The organism is Spirosoma taeanense (assembly GCF_013127955.1).
Classification (GTDB): Bacteria; Bacteroidota; Bacteroidia; order Cytophagales; family Spirosomataceae; genus Spirosoma; species Spirosoma taeanense.
In genome coordinates, this window is the sequence record NZ_CP053435.1 from 5,153,065 (window position 1) to 5,168,430 (window position 15,366).

The following is a 15,366-nucleotide window of genomic DNA, read 5'->3' on the forward strand; positions in this document are numbered from 1 at the left end:
CTGTTAAAATGGGCGCCAGCCAGCGATCTGCTCGATAAACTGCGGCAGAACCAGCGGATACACTACAATCATAAACACAATGCCGAACAGGGCTCCGTAGAAATGCGCATCGTGGTTTACGTTACCGCGTCCTCGTTGCGCTTCGTAATAGGAATAGGCCAGATACAGCGCTCCGAAAATGAAGCCGGGAATCCCGATTGGAATAAAGTACAAATAGATAGGCGTAAGCGGGCGGAATAGAATAGCGGCAAAAATAACGGCCGATACGCCCCCCGAAGCGCCCAGCGAGTTATATCCCGGATCGTTACGGTGCTTCAGAAAACTCGGAATATCCGAAACCAGAATCCCAACCAGATAAAAACCAATTAGATAAAGTGCGCCACTACCCTCAAATAACAACCCGAAGACCTGCTCGATAAAGCCACCGAAGAAATAAAGACTCAGCATATTGAAGATCAGGTGCCCCCAATCGGCATGCAGGAAACCGGAGGTCAGCAGGCGGTAATATTCGCCCCGGCTGGCGACCCGATACGGGTTCATGATCCAGCGATCCATGATGGTTGGATTATTCCAGGCCCAGACGCTGATACCTGCCGTGACGAGAATGATTAATACGGTTACGCTCATTAGAAATGTCGTTAGCTATTTGGCCTCTTTGCGGCTGCTCTTTTAAGGTTGCCTACTCAAATTATTAACAGTTTATCAGCTCTCACGTTCAACTAACTGCCGGGCAAACTGGATTAGCAGGTTTTTTCGGTCAGGGTCGGCCCTGATCTGATCGAAGTTAGTAAACCCATGGTCAAAGTAATTATTAATGCGCTCTTCGGTACTCTGCCGGATACCCAACCGGTCGTAAATCGCCGTTACGGCCTGTACTTTTTCGGCTTTATCAAATTCAGCCTGGTTCAGCCAGTCGTTCAACTCCTCCCGGAGCGCCCCGTCGGCTTTTTCGAGCGCTTCAATAAGCAGAAATGTTTTTTTGTTGGCAATAATGTCCCCCCCGACCTGCTTGCCGAACTTAACCGGATCGCCATATACATCCAGCAGATCATCTTTCAACTGAAATCCGATACCGATGTTCATCCCCCCTTCATACAGATGGCGAGTCGTTTCATCATCAACACCGGCAATCAGGCCGCCCAGTTCCAGGGCATAGCCCAATAGAACGGACGTTTTCAACCGGATCATCTCGATGTATTCGGCCTCCGTTACGTCCCAGCGCGTTTCGAAATTCATATCCAACTGCTGACCTTCGCAGACCTCAGCAGCCGTCCGTGTAAACCGATTCATTACCCGCTTCAGCTTATCGGCTTCTACGTCTAAGAGCAACTGATAGGCGTTCACCAGCATGACATCTCCCGATAAGATAGCGATGTTGTGGTTCCACTTTTCGTGCACGGTCGGCTGACCCCGGCGCAACGGTGCCTGGTCCATGATGTCGTCGTGCATGAGCGTAAAGTTATGAAAGACCTCCACCGCCAGCGCGGGCCGAATGGCCTTTTGCCAATCATCCGTGAACAGATAAGCCGACATCAGCGTCATCAGCGGACGCATCCGCTTTCCGCCGAGGTTCATGATGTACCGAATGGGTTCGTAAAGTTCGAGAGGGTTCTGCCCGTACTGAATATGTTGAAGTTCGTTTTGTAATGCGTCAACAAAAACGGCTGGATTCATTCGACTAAGCGGAGGTCCGCGGGGTTTTACGCCAAAAATAAGGCAAATGCCCCCAAAACCCTAACCGCCAAAGGATCGACGGTAGTTTCGCTGCGCCTTTGTACTCAAGACAAAAATCAATCGTCCGGACACGGTCAGATAACCATCCCGCTTCTGGCTGTTACCGCGCTGAGCCCCTGCTGAATTTGGGGAACCTCCCTTTTCCGGCCGCCGATCCGAGAGGGCCGCGGCCAGTTCGCTCATTCCTTTCCGGCTTGGATAAACCGTGCTGACATCATCCAGGTAGTCGCTCATAACATGGGTATAAGCTCCTTCCAGATGAAGTTTAAACCCATCACCAGCCAGAACCGGCAGCCCTAACCCATAGCGCACAATGACGGGCAGACGGTTGTAGGCTACGCCTTCGGTACGCAGGCTGGCCAGGTTGTATGACCTGCCTTTATAGATGGCTCGGGGCGTCATGTACGTAAATCCAGCCCCTGCAAACGCGTAGGGGATGCTGAAGCGATACCGATCATCGACGCGCCGAAAATCTATCTGAAGGCCCGCCCAGAGGTCGGGGTTCAGGCTGCGAAAAGATAGATTATTGTAGTCAATGCGCGTATAGCGCTGGCTGCCGTAGATGTAATACAGCTGCGCTTCGGCACGAAACGAAACTCGGTACGTAAAGCGATAGGCAGCCGCTGCGTTCAGCGCCGTTCCTAATCGCAGATGAGCCAAGTCGCCCCATTCGTTCATGTCGCCAGCATAGCGGGTCAACCCCACGCCGGTATTTAGTAACCAGGAACCCGGCTTCTCCTGCCAGATGAGCGATCGCTGCGCGGAGGCAACGGAGATTTGGGCGAACCCCACGGCTCCCCAAAGGACACATTTCCAGTAAAGTTTCACAATGTCAGTTTGTTACGGTAGAGATACTCCCGACAAAGTAAACGCTTTACGGACCTGATCAAAGCCTATTGGTTACAAGGGCCAGCAAGCACGCCTTTTTATTTCGCAAACGGTCAATTATCCTGTAAATCAATAGATTTACAACTCACCAATGTCTTCATGCCACAGGGTGGGCTTATCGGCAATGAATTGGTTCATCATCTCTACGCACTCCGGCAGGTCAAGGTCAATCACTTCGACGCCATGCTGTTCCATGAATTCCCGCGCACCGGGAAACGTCCGGGACTCGCCCACGATCACCTTCGGAATTTTGAACTGCACAATCGTACCCGCACACATATAGCAGGGCATCAGCGTTGAGTAAATGACCGTATCGCGGAATGAGCCGACGCGCCCTGCGTTATTCAGACAATCCATTTCGCCGTGCAGAATCGGGTTATCTTCCTGCACCCGTTTGTTATGGCCCGATGCCACCAGTTTACCGTTTTTCACTAACGCCGACCCAATCGGAATCCCCCCTTCGCTCAGACTTTTGCGGGCCTGCCGGATGGCCTCCTGCATAAATTCATCCATAGTTCTTAAAAGCTGATTTTAAACGAAAACGCCCGGCAAGCGAACCAACCGGGCGTTTGATTTAATCCTTCTATCGCCGTCCGCGACCTCCGCGCCGGTTCTCGCCCTTGGCCGCCGTCCCTTCTGTACGGCCAGCACTGCTGCCACGCCGGGATGATGACGCACGCGGACCAGCCGACCGCGAACTCCGGTCTTCGTCGCGCCGACCCGACCGCCGACCTGCACTCGAATCAGTAGCCCGACCAGCTTTGTCGCTCACCAGCGCGAAGTCCATGCTACGGCGCGCCAGGTTTGTTTCTTTCACGCGCACTTCCACCTGATCGCCGAAGGTAAACATCTTCTTGTGCCGCTGGCCGATGATGCGGTAGTTCTCTTTGTCGAACTCGTAATAATCATCGCTCAGGTCCTGCATCCGCACGAGACCTTCGCAACTGTTTTCCGTGATTTCCACAAAGATTCCGAACTCGGTCACGCCTGAAATGACGCCCTCAAATGTCCGATTGGGGTCCATCCGGCTCATGAACTCGACCTGCTTGTACTTAATGCTGGCCCGCTCGGCATCAGAAGCCATTTTTTCCCGATTCGACGAGTGTTTGCATTTTTCCTCGTATTCCTCGCGATCACCGGGTTTGCCTTTGTTCAGGTAATGCTGCAGCAGACGGTGGGCCATCATATCCGGATAGCGCCGGATGGGCGACGTAAAGTGCGAATACCGCCGGAACGCCAGACCAAAGTGGCCGATGTCTTCGGTACTGTAGCGCGCCTTGGACATGGTCCGAACGGCCAGTTGCTGAAGCATATTGGCTTCGGGACGCCCTTCGATACTCGCCATAAACTGGTTCATCGAGTTCGATAGATGCTCCTCGTCCACTTTTAGCCGGAAGCCCAGCCGACCGGCGAAGTCGGCAAACTGCCGCAGCTTATCTTCGTCGGGGCCTTCGTGAACGCGGTACACCATCGTATTTTCTTCCCCGTTCTTATTCTGCTTCGACAGCGTGTGGACGAACTCAGCTACACGCTTATTCGCCAGCAGCATAAACTCTTCGATGAGTTTATTGGTATCCTGCCGAATCTTTGGGTAAACCGACAGCGGCACGCCGTTTTCGTCCAGTTTGAACCGTACTTCAACCGTCTCGAAGTTGATTGCCCCGTGTTTGAAACGTTCATCGCGAAGTTTGTAGGCAAGCTCGTTCAGCAGCCGAAGTTCTTCGAGGTAATCGCCGTTGCTGTTATTCAGAATATCCTGCGCTTCTTCGTACGAAAACCGCCGGTCGGAGTGAGTTGCCGTACGACCAAACCATTCGTTCACAATGCGGGCGTCGGGCGTTAGCTCAAACACCGCCGAGAAGGTCAGCTTATCTTCGTTGGGCCGGAGCGAACACAGGCCGTTCGAGAGCTTCTCGGGCAGCATTGGCACGACGCGGTCAACCAGATACACGGATGTAGCTCGTTTAAAGGCTTCTTCCTCAAGTTTTGAGCCGGGCCGGACGTAATGCGTTACGTCGGCGATGTGAACACCAATTTCATAATTGCCATTGTCGAGCATCTGCACCGATAAGGCGTCGTCAAAATCCTTCGCATCGACCGGGTCAATCGTAAAGGTTGTGACTTCGCGCATATCGCGCCGGTTCGCCAGATCCTGCTCCGTAATTGTGGTGGGAATGGCCTCGGCCTCCTGTTCTACGTCCTCCGGGAAATGAATCGGCAGTCCGAATTCCGCCAGGATCGCGTGCATTTCGGTATTGTTATCCCCGGCTGCGCCCAAAATAGTGACAACTTCGCCCTCAAAGCGCTGTTTGCTGGTATTCGGATCAGGAAACTTGGTTAGTCGAACAATGACTTTATCGTCGTTAGTAGCACCACCCAGCTTTTCTTTCGGGATATAGATATCGTCGTAAATCTTCTTACTGTCGGCAATGACGTAGCCATAAGTCGGCCATACTTCAATACGCCCTACCAGTTCGGTGCGGCCCCGTTCAATGACACTGGCAACCTTCCCTTCAATGCGCCGACCCCGATTCCGTGAATCCGTAAAGCGAACTACCCGCACCCGGTCGCCATCAACGGCTCCGTTGAGGTCTTCGGTCGATACCCAGATGTCATCGTTACGATCACCGCGAATGCCATTGGCCGTATTAGGAATTACAAACGCAAACCGCGAATTGACGTGGTCGACCACGCCCTCGATCAGGTTAGCGTCAGCATCGGCGCGGTAGCTGCCATCGGGCTGACGTACCAGTGTACCTTCTTCGGTCAGTTCGCCGATCAGGCCGTGCATGATTAGCTTCATTCGCCGGTCGCTGGTTTCAAAATGGTCCAGAACCTGCTCCTGCGTAAACGACTGCTCATCGTTGATCTGAAAAAACGCTATTAAGTCGTTTTTCAGTTCGTCGAGGAAAGAATCAGCCTGTTGAATAGGTCGCCCCATTCCAGCATGTCCTTTACCCGGTTTTTCCAGCCCCTTTTCGCGGGGACGCGCCGTACTGGACGGTCCGCTGCCGGGCCGGTTGTATTTATTTTGCTTTGGTTTTCCGTTTCTCATATAGTTTGCCCGTATTATAACGGGCTTAATCACTTAAAATAATAGGCTCGTCAGCCACGAGCGGGGCGCCTACCAGGCGCAGATAAACCTGCACAAGTACTACTACTGAATCCCAGGCATACTGTTTGATTCGGCCAATCATGTTCGCGGTACTAGACTTCGCTGGTCCGATTACTAAGTCATTCAAGCGGGCAGGTAGGCACATTCAGCGTGGCGGCCAGCAGATCGAGCGACACAAAATGCCGTTTGTCGCTAAACTGCCCGTGTTCCAGCGTATCCTGATGGGTAACCTCCCAGGGCTTTTTACCTGAAATCTGCAAAGCCGGCGGTAACGGCAGGCCATTGACCATCAGGCGCCGGCACAAGTACAGGTAGCCAAATTCCTTCTTTACGTCAATAAACAAGAAGTTCTTGAGTCGGCGTTTCCAGGAGACGGATGGGGGCATAGGCGCATTTTGTCGTTATTCGTGTAAAATCCCTTCCAGTCCGAGCGCGGGAACCGTAACGAGATTTTCTTCGACTATGCTGTCAGGCACAAAAATAAACTTTTTGTCAAATACCTGATTATCAATATAGTAGCTTACCCAGTATTCGTTGTTAAGGTGAAATACATCGGGCATGATTGTCTCAACAACCTCGTGTGCGCCCGGCTGCACCTCCGCAAAGAAATGCCGCAGGGTTGACGTTTTCTGTTCCTCCTCGTCTTTTTTGCCGTAGCCTTTCGACGTAACGAATACGGTTTTAATAGGTACAGTATTCTGATTAATCAAATAAACCTGCCAATCGTATTCACCGGTAAGATTCTCCTTACGGGCGATAACCACCTGAACGCCCTCCACAGGCAAAAAATTAATGTCTTTCTTCATTGTCCATTCACAGAACGCAGCGATGTACTCACTTAAACCTGCGTTTCAATATTAAGAACCAACTCCATTTCGAACAACTGCGCCAGATGCCGCCGAACATAGCCAGCCACTTCTTCCAGCGATACGTCGCGGCTCAGTTCGGCTGCCAGCGACGTAACAGCCTTGTCGGCGATGCCGCAGGGGACAATATGGCTAAAATATGATAAATCTGTGTTGACGTTCAAAGCAAAACCATGCATCGTTACCCAACGGCTCGCCTTAACGCCCATGGCGCAGATTTTACGGGGGCAAGGGCCTCCATTATGGTCCAGCCATACGCCCGTCAGCCCGTCAATCCGGCCAGCGCTCAGACCGTAGTCGGCCAGCGTCAGGATAATGCTTTCTTCCAGCAACCGCATGTAGCGGTGAATATCCGTAAAGAAGTTATCCAGGTCCAGAATCGGGTAGCCAACCAACTGGCCGGGGCCATGGTACGTAATGTCGCCACCCCGCCGGATTTTATAGAACGTTGCACCCAGCTCGTTCGTCAGCCGGTTTTCGTCAACCAGCAGATTGTTTTCGTGGCCGCTCGTGCCGAGTGTATAGACGTGCGGATGCTGACAAAACAAGAGGTAATTCGGCGTTGGCTGCTGCTCGTCGGCCGCCCGTGACCGATTCTGCAATTTCTGGCTAACGATCTCCGCAAACAGACGCTCCTGTTCATCCCAGGCGCTCTGATAGTCAACCATGCCTAACTCCCGAACCTCAACTTGTTTATTCGCCCGACTATTCATTGCTTTACAAAAATGCGGTCTTCCGCTCCCCTGACAACAACGGGGCGTTCGGCTTCGTTCGATTCCTTATTTTACTCCAGACCCCACCCATGGCCCAGCACAACGAAACCGGCAAACAGGGCGAAGCCGAGGCCGTTCGCTATCTGCAGGATAAAGGCTACGAAATTCTGACCCGAAATTACCGCTATCAACACGCCGAAATCGACCTGATTGCTCAGAAAGGAAAGCTGCTTGTTTTTGCCGAGGTCAAAACCCGCACTAACATTAGCTACGGCAACCCCGAGGAATTTGTCAACTACACCAAAGCCCGACTTGTTATGAAGGCTGCCGAACAGTACATCTTCGCCCAAAACTGGCAATTCGATGTTCGGTTTGATATTGTGGCCGTAACCAAGACAGGCATCGAACTCCGCATCCGCCATATTGAAGATGCGTTTTGTTAAAATCCGGGACATTGGGATCTGAATAGAAGGGGGTTAGCCTACCCACTTAAGATAGCTATCAGCTAACGCCCGGCTCTTTTTATTTAATCCGGTTTTAAGAATTTTATTGAGGTCTTCTGCGTTTTATAAGAGCACTTACCTGCGAACTTCAACAGATATCTATGAGAACATTTCGCGTTTTGCGCCCTGCACTGTTACTGGCAGTTTCCGGCGCGTTTTTGATGACTTCGTGTAAGAAGGAGAACGACGTTACGCCTGCTCAGTCATCAAACCCTTCATCAACGACCTCGGCAGTAGCCACGACTTCCGAAGTGAACAACTGGATACTGGAAAACATGAAGGTGTATTATTACTGGAACGATAAAATTCCTGCCAACCCAGACAAGGCACAGACGCCTGGTACTTTCTTTGAGTCTTTGCTGTATAAATACAACGTGACATCAAACCCAACCGGCGACCGGTTCTCCTGGATTCAGGAAAGTGCCGATGAGCTGAAGGCCGGTCTGAGCGGAGAATCGAAAACCACGGGTATGGAGTTCAAGCTTTACCTGCGCACGTCGGGCTCGCAGGATGTGATTGGTCAGGTATTATACGTTCTGCCGGGGTCGCCTGCTGCTCAGGCAGGTATGAAACGCGGTAATATTTTTTATAAGGTGAATAACACTGCGCTAACGACTACCAATTATAGCGACTTGCTATATGGCGCAGGTGATACCAAAACCTATACACTCGCTAAAATCGACAATACAGGGCTGGTGAATACGGATGAGACAAAATCCATTACCTCCGTCGTCTTCCAGGAAAATCCGGTGTATATGGATTCGGTGTATACTATTGGCGCTAAAAAGATTGGCTATCTGGTTTACAACCAGTTTGTGCCGGGCCCGAATGGCAGCAGCGTCGCCACCTACGACCAGCAGCTTGATGCCATTTTTGGGAAGTTTAAGTCGAAGGGCGTTAACGAGTTGGTACTTGATTTCCGGTATAATCCCGGTGGCTATGTATCGTCGGCTACCCTGATTGGCAGCCTGATTGCCAAGAACGTGGCAACCAAGTCGGTCTTTGTTCGTAAAGAGTGGAACGCGCTCATTACGCCGGAGTTGCAGAAACAGTACGGTGCCGACTTCTTTTACGATTACCTGCAGCAAAAAGCCAATAACATTGGCGCTAATTTGAATCAGGTATATGTGCTCACAACGGGTAGCACAGCCTCGGCCAGCGAGCTGGTTATCAACGGCCTGAAGCCTTACATGAATCAGCAGGTGTATACAATTGGCCAGACGACCTATGGGAAGAACGTCGGTTCAATTACTATATCGGATAACACCAAACGGATTAAATGGGGCATGCAGCCTATTGTCAGCAAGTCGTTCAATAAAGATAATCAGTCTGATTACTCGACAGGCTTCAAACCAAAGGTTGAGTTTAGTGAGGGCCTTAGCCTGAAACCGCTGGGCGATATTACAGAGAAGTATCTGGCCGAGGCTATTTACCAGATCACCGGCACCCGAACGGCCCGCCGGGCGGCTACGGAAGATAAGGTTCTTCCGTCGGTTGGTTCCTCAGTGGAACGTAAAGCCGGAGGAAGCAACATGTTCTATTCGTTGCCCAGGCCCCTGCCAATGCCTGCTAACTAAGTAAATGCAGTGAATGGTATAACAAAAGGCAGTCTTCGGGCTGCCTTTTGCTTGTTTTACTAAATATTTGTGCGCCAGAAGCCATTCCGGCGGCAAACAAGACATCCTGCACCAACGTTGACCATACAATGAGGCATGGGTTTTGTCTGTGTCAGTCCGTAACTTTAACATCTATCAGCAAGCTGCCAACACGATGTACGAAAAAAATATAGGTACCAAGCAGAAAGCGCTACGCATCAACCTCGACCGACGCATATACGGTTCGTTTGCTGAGATTGGGGCCGGGCAGGAAACGGCCGCTATGTTTTTTAAGGCAGGTGGCTCCTCGGGCACCATTGCTAAAACGATGTCGGCATACGACATGACCTTCAGCGATTCGATTTACGGCGTTGAAGAAAGTGGCCGTTACGTTGTTGAATCGCGGCTGGTCAAGATGCTCAATAAAGAGTATAGTCTGCTGGAAAAGCGGTTAGCCGAAAAACGTGGCCCCGATACCACCTTCTTTGCTTTTGCCAATACGGTTGTGGCCCTGAATTATCAGAAGACCAACGATGCCCATGGCTGGATTGGCTGCCGGTTTCAGCTAACCCCCCAGGCGGGGTATAATGACGTCATTATTCACGTCCGGATGCTTGATAATGAGAACGTATTGCAGCAGCAAGCCCTCGGCGTTATTGGCGTCAACCTGATTTACGGGTGTTACTACTACGCCAAATCACCCGAAACGCTGGTCCTGTCGCTCATGGACGACCTCGCGCCGGAGCGTATTCAGATTGATATGATCCGGTTTAGCGGTCCCGACTTTGCCGACGTAGATAACCGGCTGATGAGCCTGCATCTGGTTAAAAACGGTTTTACCGACGCGGCTCTGTTTGGTCCGGACGGACAGGTACTCCAGCCCTCCGAAGCTCTGTACAAGAAGCATATTCTGGTTATGCGCGGGCGGCTGCGCCCCGTCACGAACGTTCAGATGGATATGATTCAGAACGCACAGAAGCAGTTTAAAGCTGAAGACGACGTTGACGAAACCCGCGTGGTATCGATGGCCGAGCTGACCCTGCATAATCTGAAAGCTAATGACCAGGGAATCGACGAGAAAGACTTTCTGGACCGGGTTGATATTCTTTGCTCGATGGGCCAGACCGTAATGATTTCCAACTACTTGGAATATTATAAACTGGTTGCTTACCTGGCCCGGCTGACCCGGCTGAAGATTGGTCTGGTATTGGGTATCCCAAACCTGGAATACATTTTTGAAGAAGGGCATTATGAGTTTTTGCCGGGCGGCATTCTGGAGTCGTTCGCGACGCTGTTCAGCCGGAAAGTAAAGCTGTTTGTTTACCCAACCCTAAGACAGGGACAGATTTATACGTGCAATGAGTTTCAGCTTCCGCCCACGCTGGAACCGCTGTATCAGTACCTGATTCGTAACGATAAGATTGAGGATATTCGGGATTACAACGAACAGAATCTGCATATCTCGACCGACCATGTGCTCGAAATGATTCAGCAGGGCGAAGATGGCTGGGAGCAGATGGTGCCCGAACGCGTCGCTGAGCAAATTAAAACTAATTGCCTCTTTGGATACCCCTGCGAAGTGGAGTATGTGCCAATTGGTCAGCAGGTCCGGCAGAAGCAGGAAGAGCAAGTATCGGGCACTTAATTGTTACCACAGTCTAAAGAGGGCGGTATAAAGTGGGTTATTCGCTTTATACCGCCCTCTTTAGATTATTACTGGTGATGGTAGGTTCGGGATGCCTGAGCCCGCATCTGATTTGTCAGAATAAAAATCAAAACGCCCAAAACAATTGGAAAAACACCTACGTAACTCAGTGTCTCATCGAAGCCGGCTGGCCGAAGCAGAAGCATAAAGGTCAGCGCACCCGACGTTACAACGTTGGCAAAATGCACGAATACACTGGACAGGTTGACCCCTGTCCCACCGCGGGCGGCCAGGAAAGCATACATGGCCTGAACAGATTGCAGAAATGCGTACATCATGGCCCAAAAGCCCAGCACATCTACAAACCCCTTGATGGTGCCCTGCGAGAAAGCAAAAATGGCGATACCAAACGCCAGATCAGTCAGTCCGTGCAGAATTCCCCATAGATTGTTGCTTTCCGTACCTCGGTTCGCAAACGAGAACACGAGTTGCCCTACTCCGGCCAGGATTGCCAGTATGCCAATAATGTAACCAGACTGTGCCGTGTAGGAAGCGGCAAATACAAACATCAATATTCCTATCAGAACGTAAATAGCGCTCCGGGCCAGTAGAAGCCACCAGCGTGGAGCTGGGTGAGTATGTTCCATATCGTAGAGTAAAACAGGTTTTATAGACTATTTATAGAACGTAAACGATAGGCTAAAGAGGTTTGTTTGCGAAGTTATTCAAAGAGTAAGCCGCGCATTATTCACTATAATCAGACGTAAACAGATACTACAAACTGCTGAGAAAAAGGTAGTTGAAGCCAGGTTGTAGCTTTCGAAAAACGCACTAGGTGCCGGATCAGGCGATAATGCCTGGTCCGGCATTTCTGTTTTTTATTGTGCTGCTAGCGCCAGTCAGTTCAACTTACAAACAACCTGCCTGCATTTGTATTAACATATTTATGATGTTACTATTTATAATATTTATTAACTTATTTGTTACCAATGTTAGTTATTGTTAATTATATTTACATAGATTTGCTAACAGTAACATAGCACTCAATTAGTGATCACCCATGAAAACGCTTCTCAAGGCTTTAGGGCTTACTCTGATCAGCGTATCGGGATTTGCCCAGTCTACACCGGCTAAAAGCGATACTACGTTAGCCAGCCCGACTGTAAGTACAGTAATTGGGTATAACTCAGCCGGTCGGTTAGGGCATAAACTATCAGACGGTAATTTCAGTCCGTTTGCTCTACAATCGGAGGTGGTTAATGCAACGGCCAGCGCCGTAACCAGCGTCAACGGTAAAGGAGGTCCCAAAGTGACTCTGGTCACTACCGACGTTCCGGAAGGCACCAATCAATATTTCACGACGGCGCGGTCCAATGCAGCCGGCGACAGCCGGTATGCGCAGCTTAGCGGCTCTTACGCTAATCCGGCCTGGTTAACCTCTCTGGCATTTTCAAAAGTTACCAACAAGCCCACTACTCTTGCCGGCTACGGCATTACAGATGCCGATTCTTACCAGACGGTTGATACGTATGCAGCCATGAACGCCCTGACGTTTTCGGCTAACGTGTCCCGGCGTGTGCTGGTAACCTCGGATGAGCGATACGGTAAGTCGAACCAATGGTATATGGTCTGGGCGGATAGCGCAGGGGTCATGCATGCTGATAAGATTGTCACTATATCGGAGAAATAAAATGAGATACACAACCCTTCTCCTACCGATATTTCTGCTGATTGCGCAGATTTCCTACGCCCAGGTTGCCAGTAGTACTCAATATGGTGTTGTCAAAATAGGATCTGGCTTAGTAGCAACGGAAGGCGTAATCAGCGTTACTGCCACCGGTGGTGGTGCAACAAACGATGCCAGCCAATTAACGACCGGTACGCTCAATGACGCTCGTCTGAGTACAAATGTAGTCAGCCTGACGGCTACTCAGTCATTAATCAATAAGACGCTTACTGCGCCAAGGTTTATTAATGGCGGGTATCTGTCCGACAACAACGGAAACGAAATTCTGAAATTCGAGGTCCCCGCCAGCAATACCGTCAACGAGTTTACGATTCGCAGTGAAACCGCCGGGTCGGGCCCTGCCCTGAAGGCAACGGGCGCGGATGCCAATATTGATCTGTTTCTTACGCCCAAAGGCACCGGGCGAATTCGCTCGCCCAAAGGCAGCCTACCGATGTCGTCGATTGTGGTAAACGCTACCGAAGAAACAGCCAGTAATTTGCGCGCAGCCGGTAACGGCACGACCGATGACGCAGCCGCTCTGCAGGATGCTATCTACCAGGGCGTAAACAACCCCAAGCGGGTTGTGTATCTACCCGCCGGTACGTTTAAACTGAATTCCGGACTGAATCTGCACAATGAAGGGCTGACCATTCGGGGGGCCGGTATGCATCGCACCACCATTATCGTGGATGCCAGTTTCTCAGGAAACGGAGCTGTTTTTACGGCAGATGGCCGGGGTGACCTGGCATTCGAGGATCTGACAATAACCGGACCGTCAACGGGCAAAGCGCTAAAGGCAGCTATCCGGCTCAATTCGGCGCCCAACAACGCCCGGCGGATTCGTTTCGAGCGGATTCGTATTAATGATTTCTGGGGACACGGCATTCTGCTCGGCGAAACCGGAGCTACCGAAACACACTCGCTTGATGACGTTGTCATTAAAGACTGTCAGTTCTATAACATCGGTGATCCATCGGCTCTGCAAATAACCGAACTGTCGCCTGCCATCACCTACAACGCGATTCACCTGGGCCAGACAACGCGCAAAGCTATCATTACGGGCAATACGATCTATAAAGTTGGGGGTGATGGCATCTTTGGCTGGGGCTGGTGTCAGGGTGGTTCAACCAATGAAGATTTTGGAAACTGGCTTATTACCAACAACCACATTAATTACTGCTGGATGGCGATTGAAATCAACGGAAACAGCCTTGGCCGCAATCTGGTGATCGACAACAACGTCATTAAATATTCGACCCGCAATCAGGGGTATCTGCTGTCGCTCGACAGCCGCAACCTGCGCGTAACGAATAATACGCTGATCAATACCGACCGGGGCGTTATTGAAGCGACCTCCATTGGTGGTTTGTTTGCCAATAACGTTATCCAGATGTCGGTCTTTAAGAATGGATCGGGCGGTATTGCTGCCACGGCTACACAGGCGCGGGTAGCCGCCATGGAATTATACGGGTTTAACAATACCATTTCGGGCGGAAGCATTACGCTCGACGCCCGCAAAGACGACAACTCCTTCGGCTCTACGGAATATAACGGGATTAAGCTGATCTCCCGCACGACCGACCCGGCCAGCCAACCGACTTCCTTTGATGGCATTACGGACCTGTCGGGTTATTGGGACATCCGGGACGTAACAATTCACGGCTTTACCCATAAAGCCATTGACGCCACCAACGAGAAAATTCGCAAGGTAAACATTACCAATAATACGTTTCGGAGCCGAAACGCCCTGGAAAGTCCCGTCCAGATCTTCGGCTACGACTGGCTGGTCAAAAACAATACGTTTGATTTAACCGGGTCAACGCCCAAAGGTGAAAGTGGCGCGGTGCAGGTCTTTTACCTGCAGGTGCAGGCTGCAGAAAATACCAGCTCGGTCGTTACTGGCAACACAATCATCAACGATGCCTGGAAGCTGATTCATACCGGCCAGTATCGGTCGTTTCAGAATACGTTCGTGAAAGCTGGTGGCCTGACCTACGCGGTCAATCCAAACCCGTCTGTTACGCAGGCTGAACGAACTGCCATGACAGGCGTTGACGAAGGAACGACCGTTCAGCAAACCGACGCCGGGAAAGGAACATACACCTTCCGGAGCGGGAGCTGGACCCGTACAGACAATGACGGAGCAGATGGAAGCGCGAATTTCGCTTATCAGAAGATTACGACTTCCTCAACCGTTACGCCCAGTGCCGGCCATACCGTTATCTCAGTCGATAATGGCGCCACGGCTGTTTCGGTCACTCTCAACCCGGGTAATCAAACGCCAGGTCAACTTGTAGTGATTCGCCGGTATGACGCTAACTCTACCGCCGACATCCAGATCAGCGGCCAGAGCGGTACGTTGATGCAGAACCCCGGCGGCAGTTTTCAAAACGGAATCATTCTGCCAACGGCTTCAGGCAGCCGCCACTGGACGTTCGTTTATAACGGCAAGAACTACGAACTTATCAGTCAATAACCCGTCTTACCCGATTACTAAACCGTAGCTTGTAACAGCCCGACACAATCAGTGCCGGGCTTTTTTATCCCTGAAAACGCCATCTGACAGCAAAAAAACGTC

The 15,366-nt window shown here is 51.0% G+C and carries 14 protein-coding genes; 5 read left to right on the forward strand and 9 right to left on the reverse strand.

Translation table 11 applies throughout. The annotated features are described in order from the left end of the window. Positions 1-3 precede the first annotated feature (3 nt). From HNV11_RS21305 to lipB, 8 genes are all read right to left on the reverse strand, one after another. Positions 4-627 (reverse strand): rhomboid family intramembrane serine protease, encoded by a 624-nt coding sequence (locus HNV11_RS21305; protein ID WP_171741593.1) that lies wholly within the window; start codon positions 625-627, stop codon positions 4-6. A 75-nt stretch (positions 628-702) separates the two neighbouring features. Continuing rightward, positions 703-1,674 (reverse strand): polyprenyl synthetase family protein, encoded by a 972-nt coding sequence (locus HNV11_RS21310; protein WP_171741594.1) that lies wholly within the window; start codon positions 1,672-1,674, stop codon positions 703-705. 60 nt (positions 1,675-1,734) lie between these two features. Continuing rightward, on the reverse strand, positions 1,735-2,562 hold the full coding sequence (locus HNV11_RS21315; RefSeq protein WP_240163622.1) for a hypothetical protein: 828 nt from the start codon (positions 2,560-2,562) through the stop codon (positions 1,735-1,737). Between the two features lie 138 nt (positions 2,563-2,700). Beyond that, the gene (locus HNV11_RS21320) at positions 2,701-3,135 is read right to left on the reverse strand and encodes a nucleoside deaminase (RefSeq protein WP_171741595.1); all 435 of its coding nucleotides are present in this window, start codon (positions 3,133-3,135) and stop codon (positions 2,701-2,703) included. 70 nt (positions 3,136-3,205) lie between these two features. Next, positions 3,206-5,677, reverse strand: a complete 2,472-nt coding sequence (gene rnr, locus HNV11_RS21325; RefSeq protein ID WP_171741596.1) for a ribonuclease R — start codon at positions 5,675-5,677, stop codon at positions 3,206-3,208. 179 nt (positions 5,678-5,856) lie between these two features. Further along, complete coding sequence (locus HNV11_RS24045) at positions 5,857-6,123, reverse strand: 3'-5' exonuclease family protein (protein ID WP_240163624.1); 267 nt, start codon at positions 6,121-6,123, stop codon at positions 5,857-5,859. A 15-nt stretch (positions 6,124-6,138) separates the two neighbouring features. Next, positions 6,139-6,543, reverse strand: coding sequence for a hypothetical protein (locus tag HNV11_RS21335; protein WP_171741597.1), 405 nt, complete (start codon positions 6,541-6,543; stop codon positions 6,139-6,141). A 32-nt stretch (positions 6,544-6,575) separates the two neighbouring features. Further along, positions 6,576-7,316: a lipoyl(octanoyl) transferase LipB gene (gene lipB, locus HNV11_RS21340; protein WP_171741598.1), complete on the reverse strand. Its 741-nt coding sequence runs from the start codon at positions 7,314-7,316 to the stop codon at positions 6,576-6,578. A gap of 89 nt (positions 7,317-7,405) precedes the next feature. On the opposite strand from lipB, the gene HNV11_RS21345 reads away from it, so the two are divergent. The 3 genes from HNV11_RS21345 (at position 7,406) to HNV11_RS21355 (ending at position 11,059) form a co-directional block, all read left to right on the forward strand. Then, complete coding sequence (locus HNV11_RS21345; protein WP_171741599.1) at positions 7,406-7,759, forward strand: YraN family protein; 354 nt, start codon at positions 7,406-7,408, stop codon at positions 7,757-7,759. A gap of 161 nt (positions 7,760-7,920) precedes the next feature. Further along, the gene (locus tag HNV11_RS21350; protein ID WP_171741600.1) at positions 7,921-9,396 is read left to right on the forward strand and encodes a S41 family peptidase; all 1,476 of its coding nucleotides are present in this window, start codon (positions 7,921-7,923) and stop codon (positions 9,394-9,396) included. Positions 9,397-9,589: 193 nt separating this feature from the next. Further along, positions 9,590-11,059 (forward strand): BCNT domain-containing protein, encoded by a 1,470-nt coding sequence (locus HNV11_RS21355; RefSeq protein ID WP_171741601.1) that lies wholly within the window; start codon positions 9,590-9,592, stop codon positions 11,057-11,059. A gap of 68 nt (positions 11,060-11,127) precedes the next feature. Here HNV11_RS21355 and HNV11_RS21360 read toward each other — a convergent pair whose 3' ends face one another. Then, positions 11,128-11,706: an HdeD family acid-resistance protein gene (locus HNV11_RS21360; protein ID WP_171741602.1), complete on the reverse strand. Its 579-nt coding sequence runs from the start codon at positions 11,704-11,706 to the stop codon at positions 11,128-11,130. A 413-nt stretch (positions 11,707-12,119) separates the two neighbouring features. Between HNV11_RS21360 and HNV11_RS21365 the strand changes: the two genes are divergently transcribed. Continuing rightward, positions 12,120-12,749 (forward strand): hypothetical protein, encoded by a 630-nt coding sequence (locus tag HNV11_RS21365; protein WP_171741603.1) that lies wholly within the window; start codon positions 12,120-12,122, stop codon positions 12,747-12,749. A 1-nt stretch (position 12,750) separates the two neighbouring features. Further along, positions 12,751-15,264 (forward strand): right-handed parallel beta-helix repeat-containing protein, encoded by a 2,514-nt coding sequence (locus tag HNV11_RS21370; RefSeq protein WP_171741604.1) that lies wholly within the window; start codon positions 12,751-12,753, stop codon positions 15,262-15,264. The last annotated feature ends 102 nt before the right edge of the window (positions 15,265-15,366 follow it).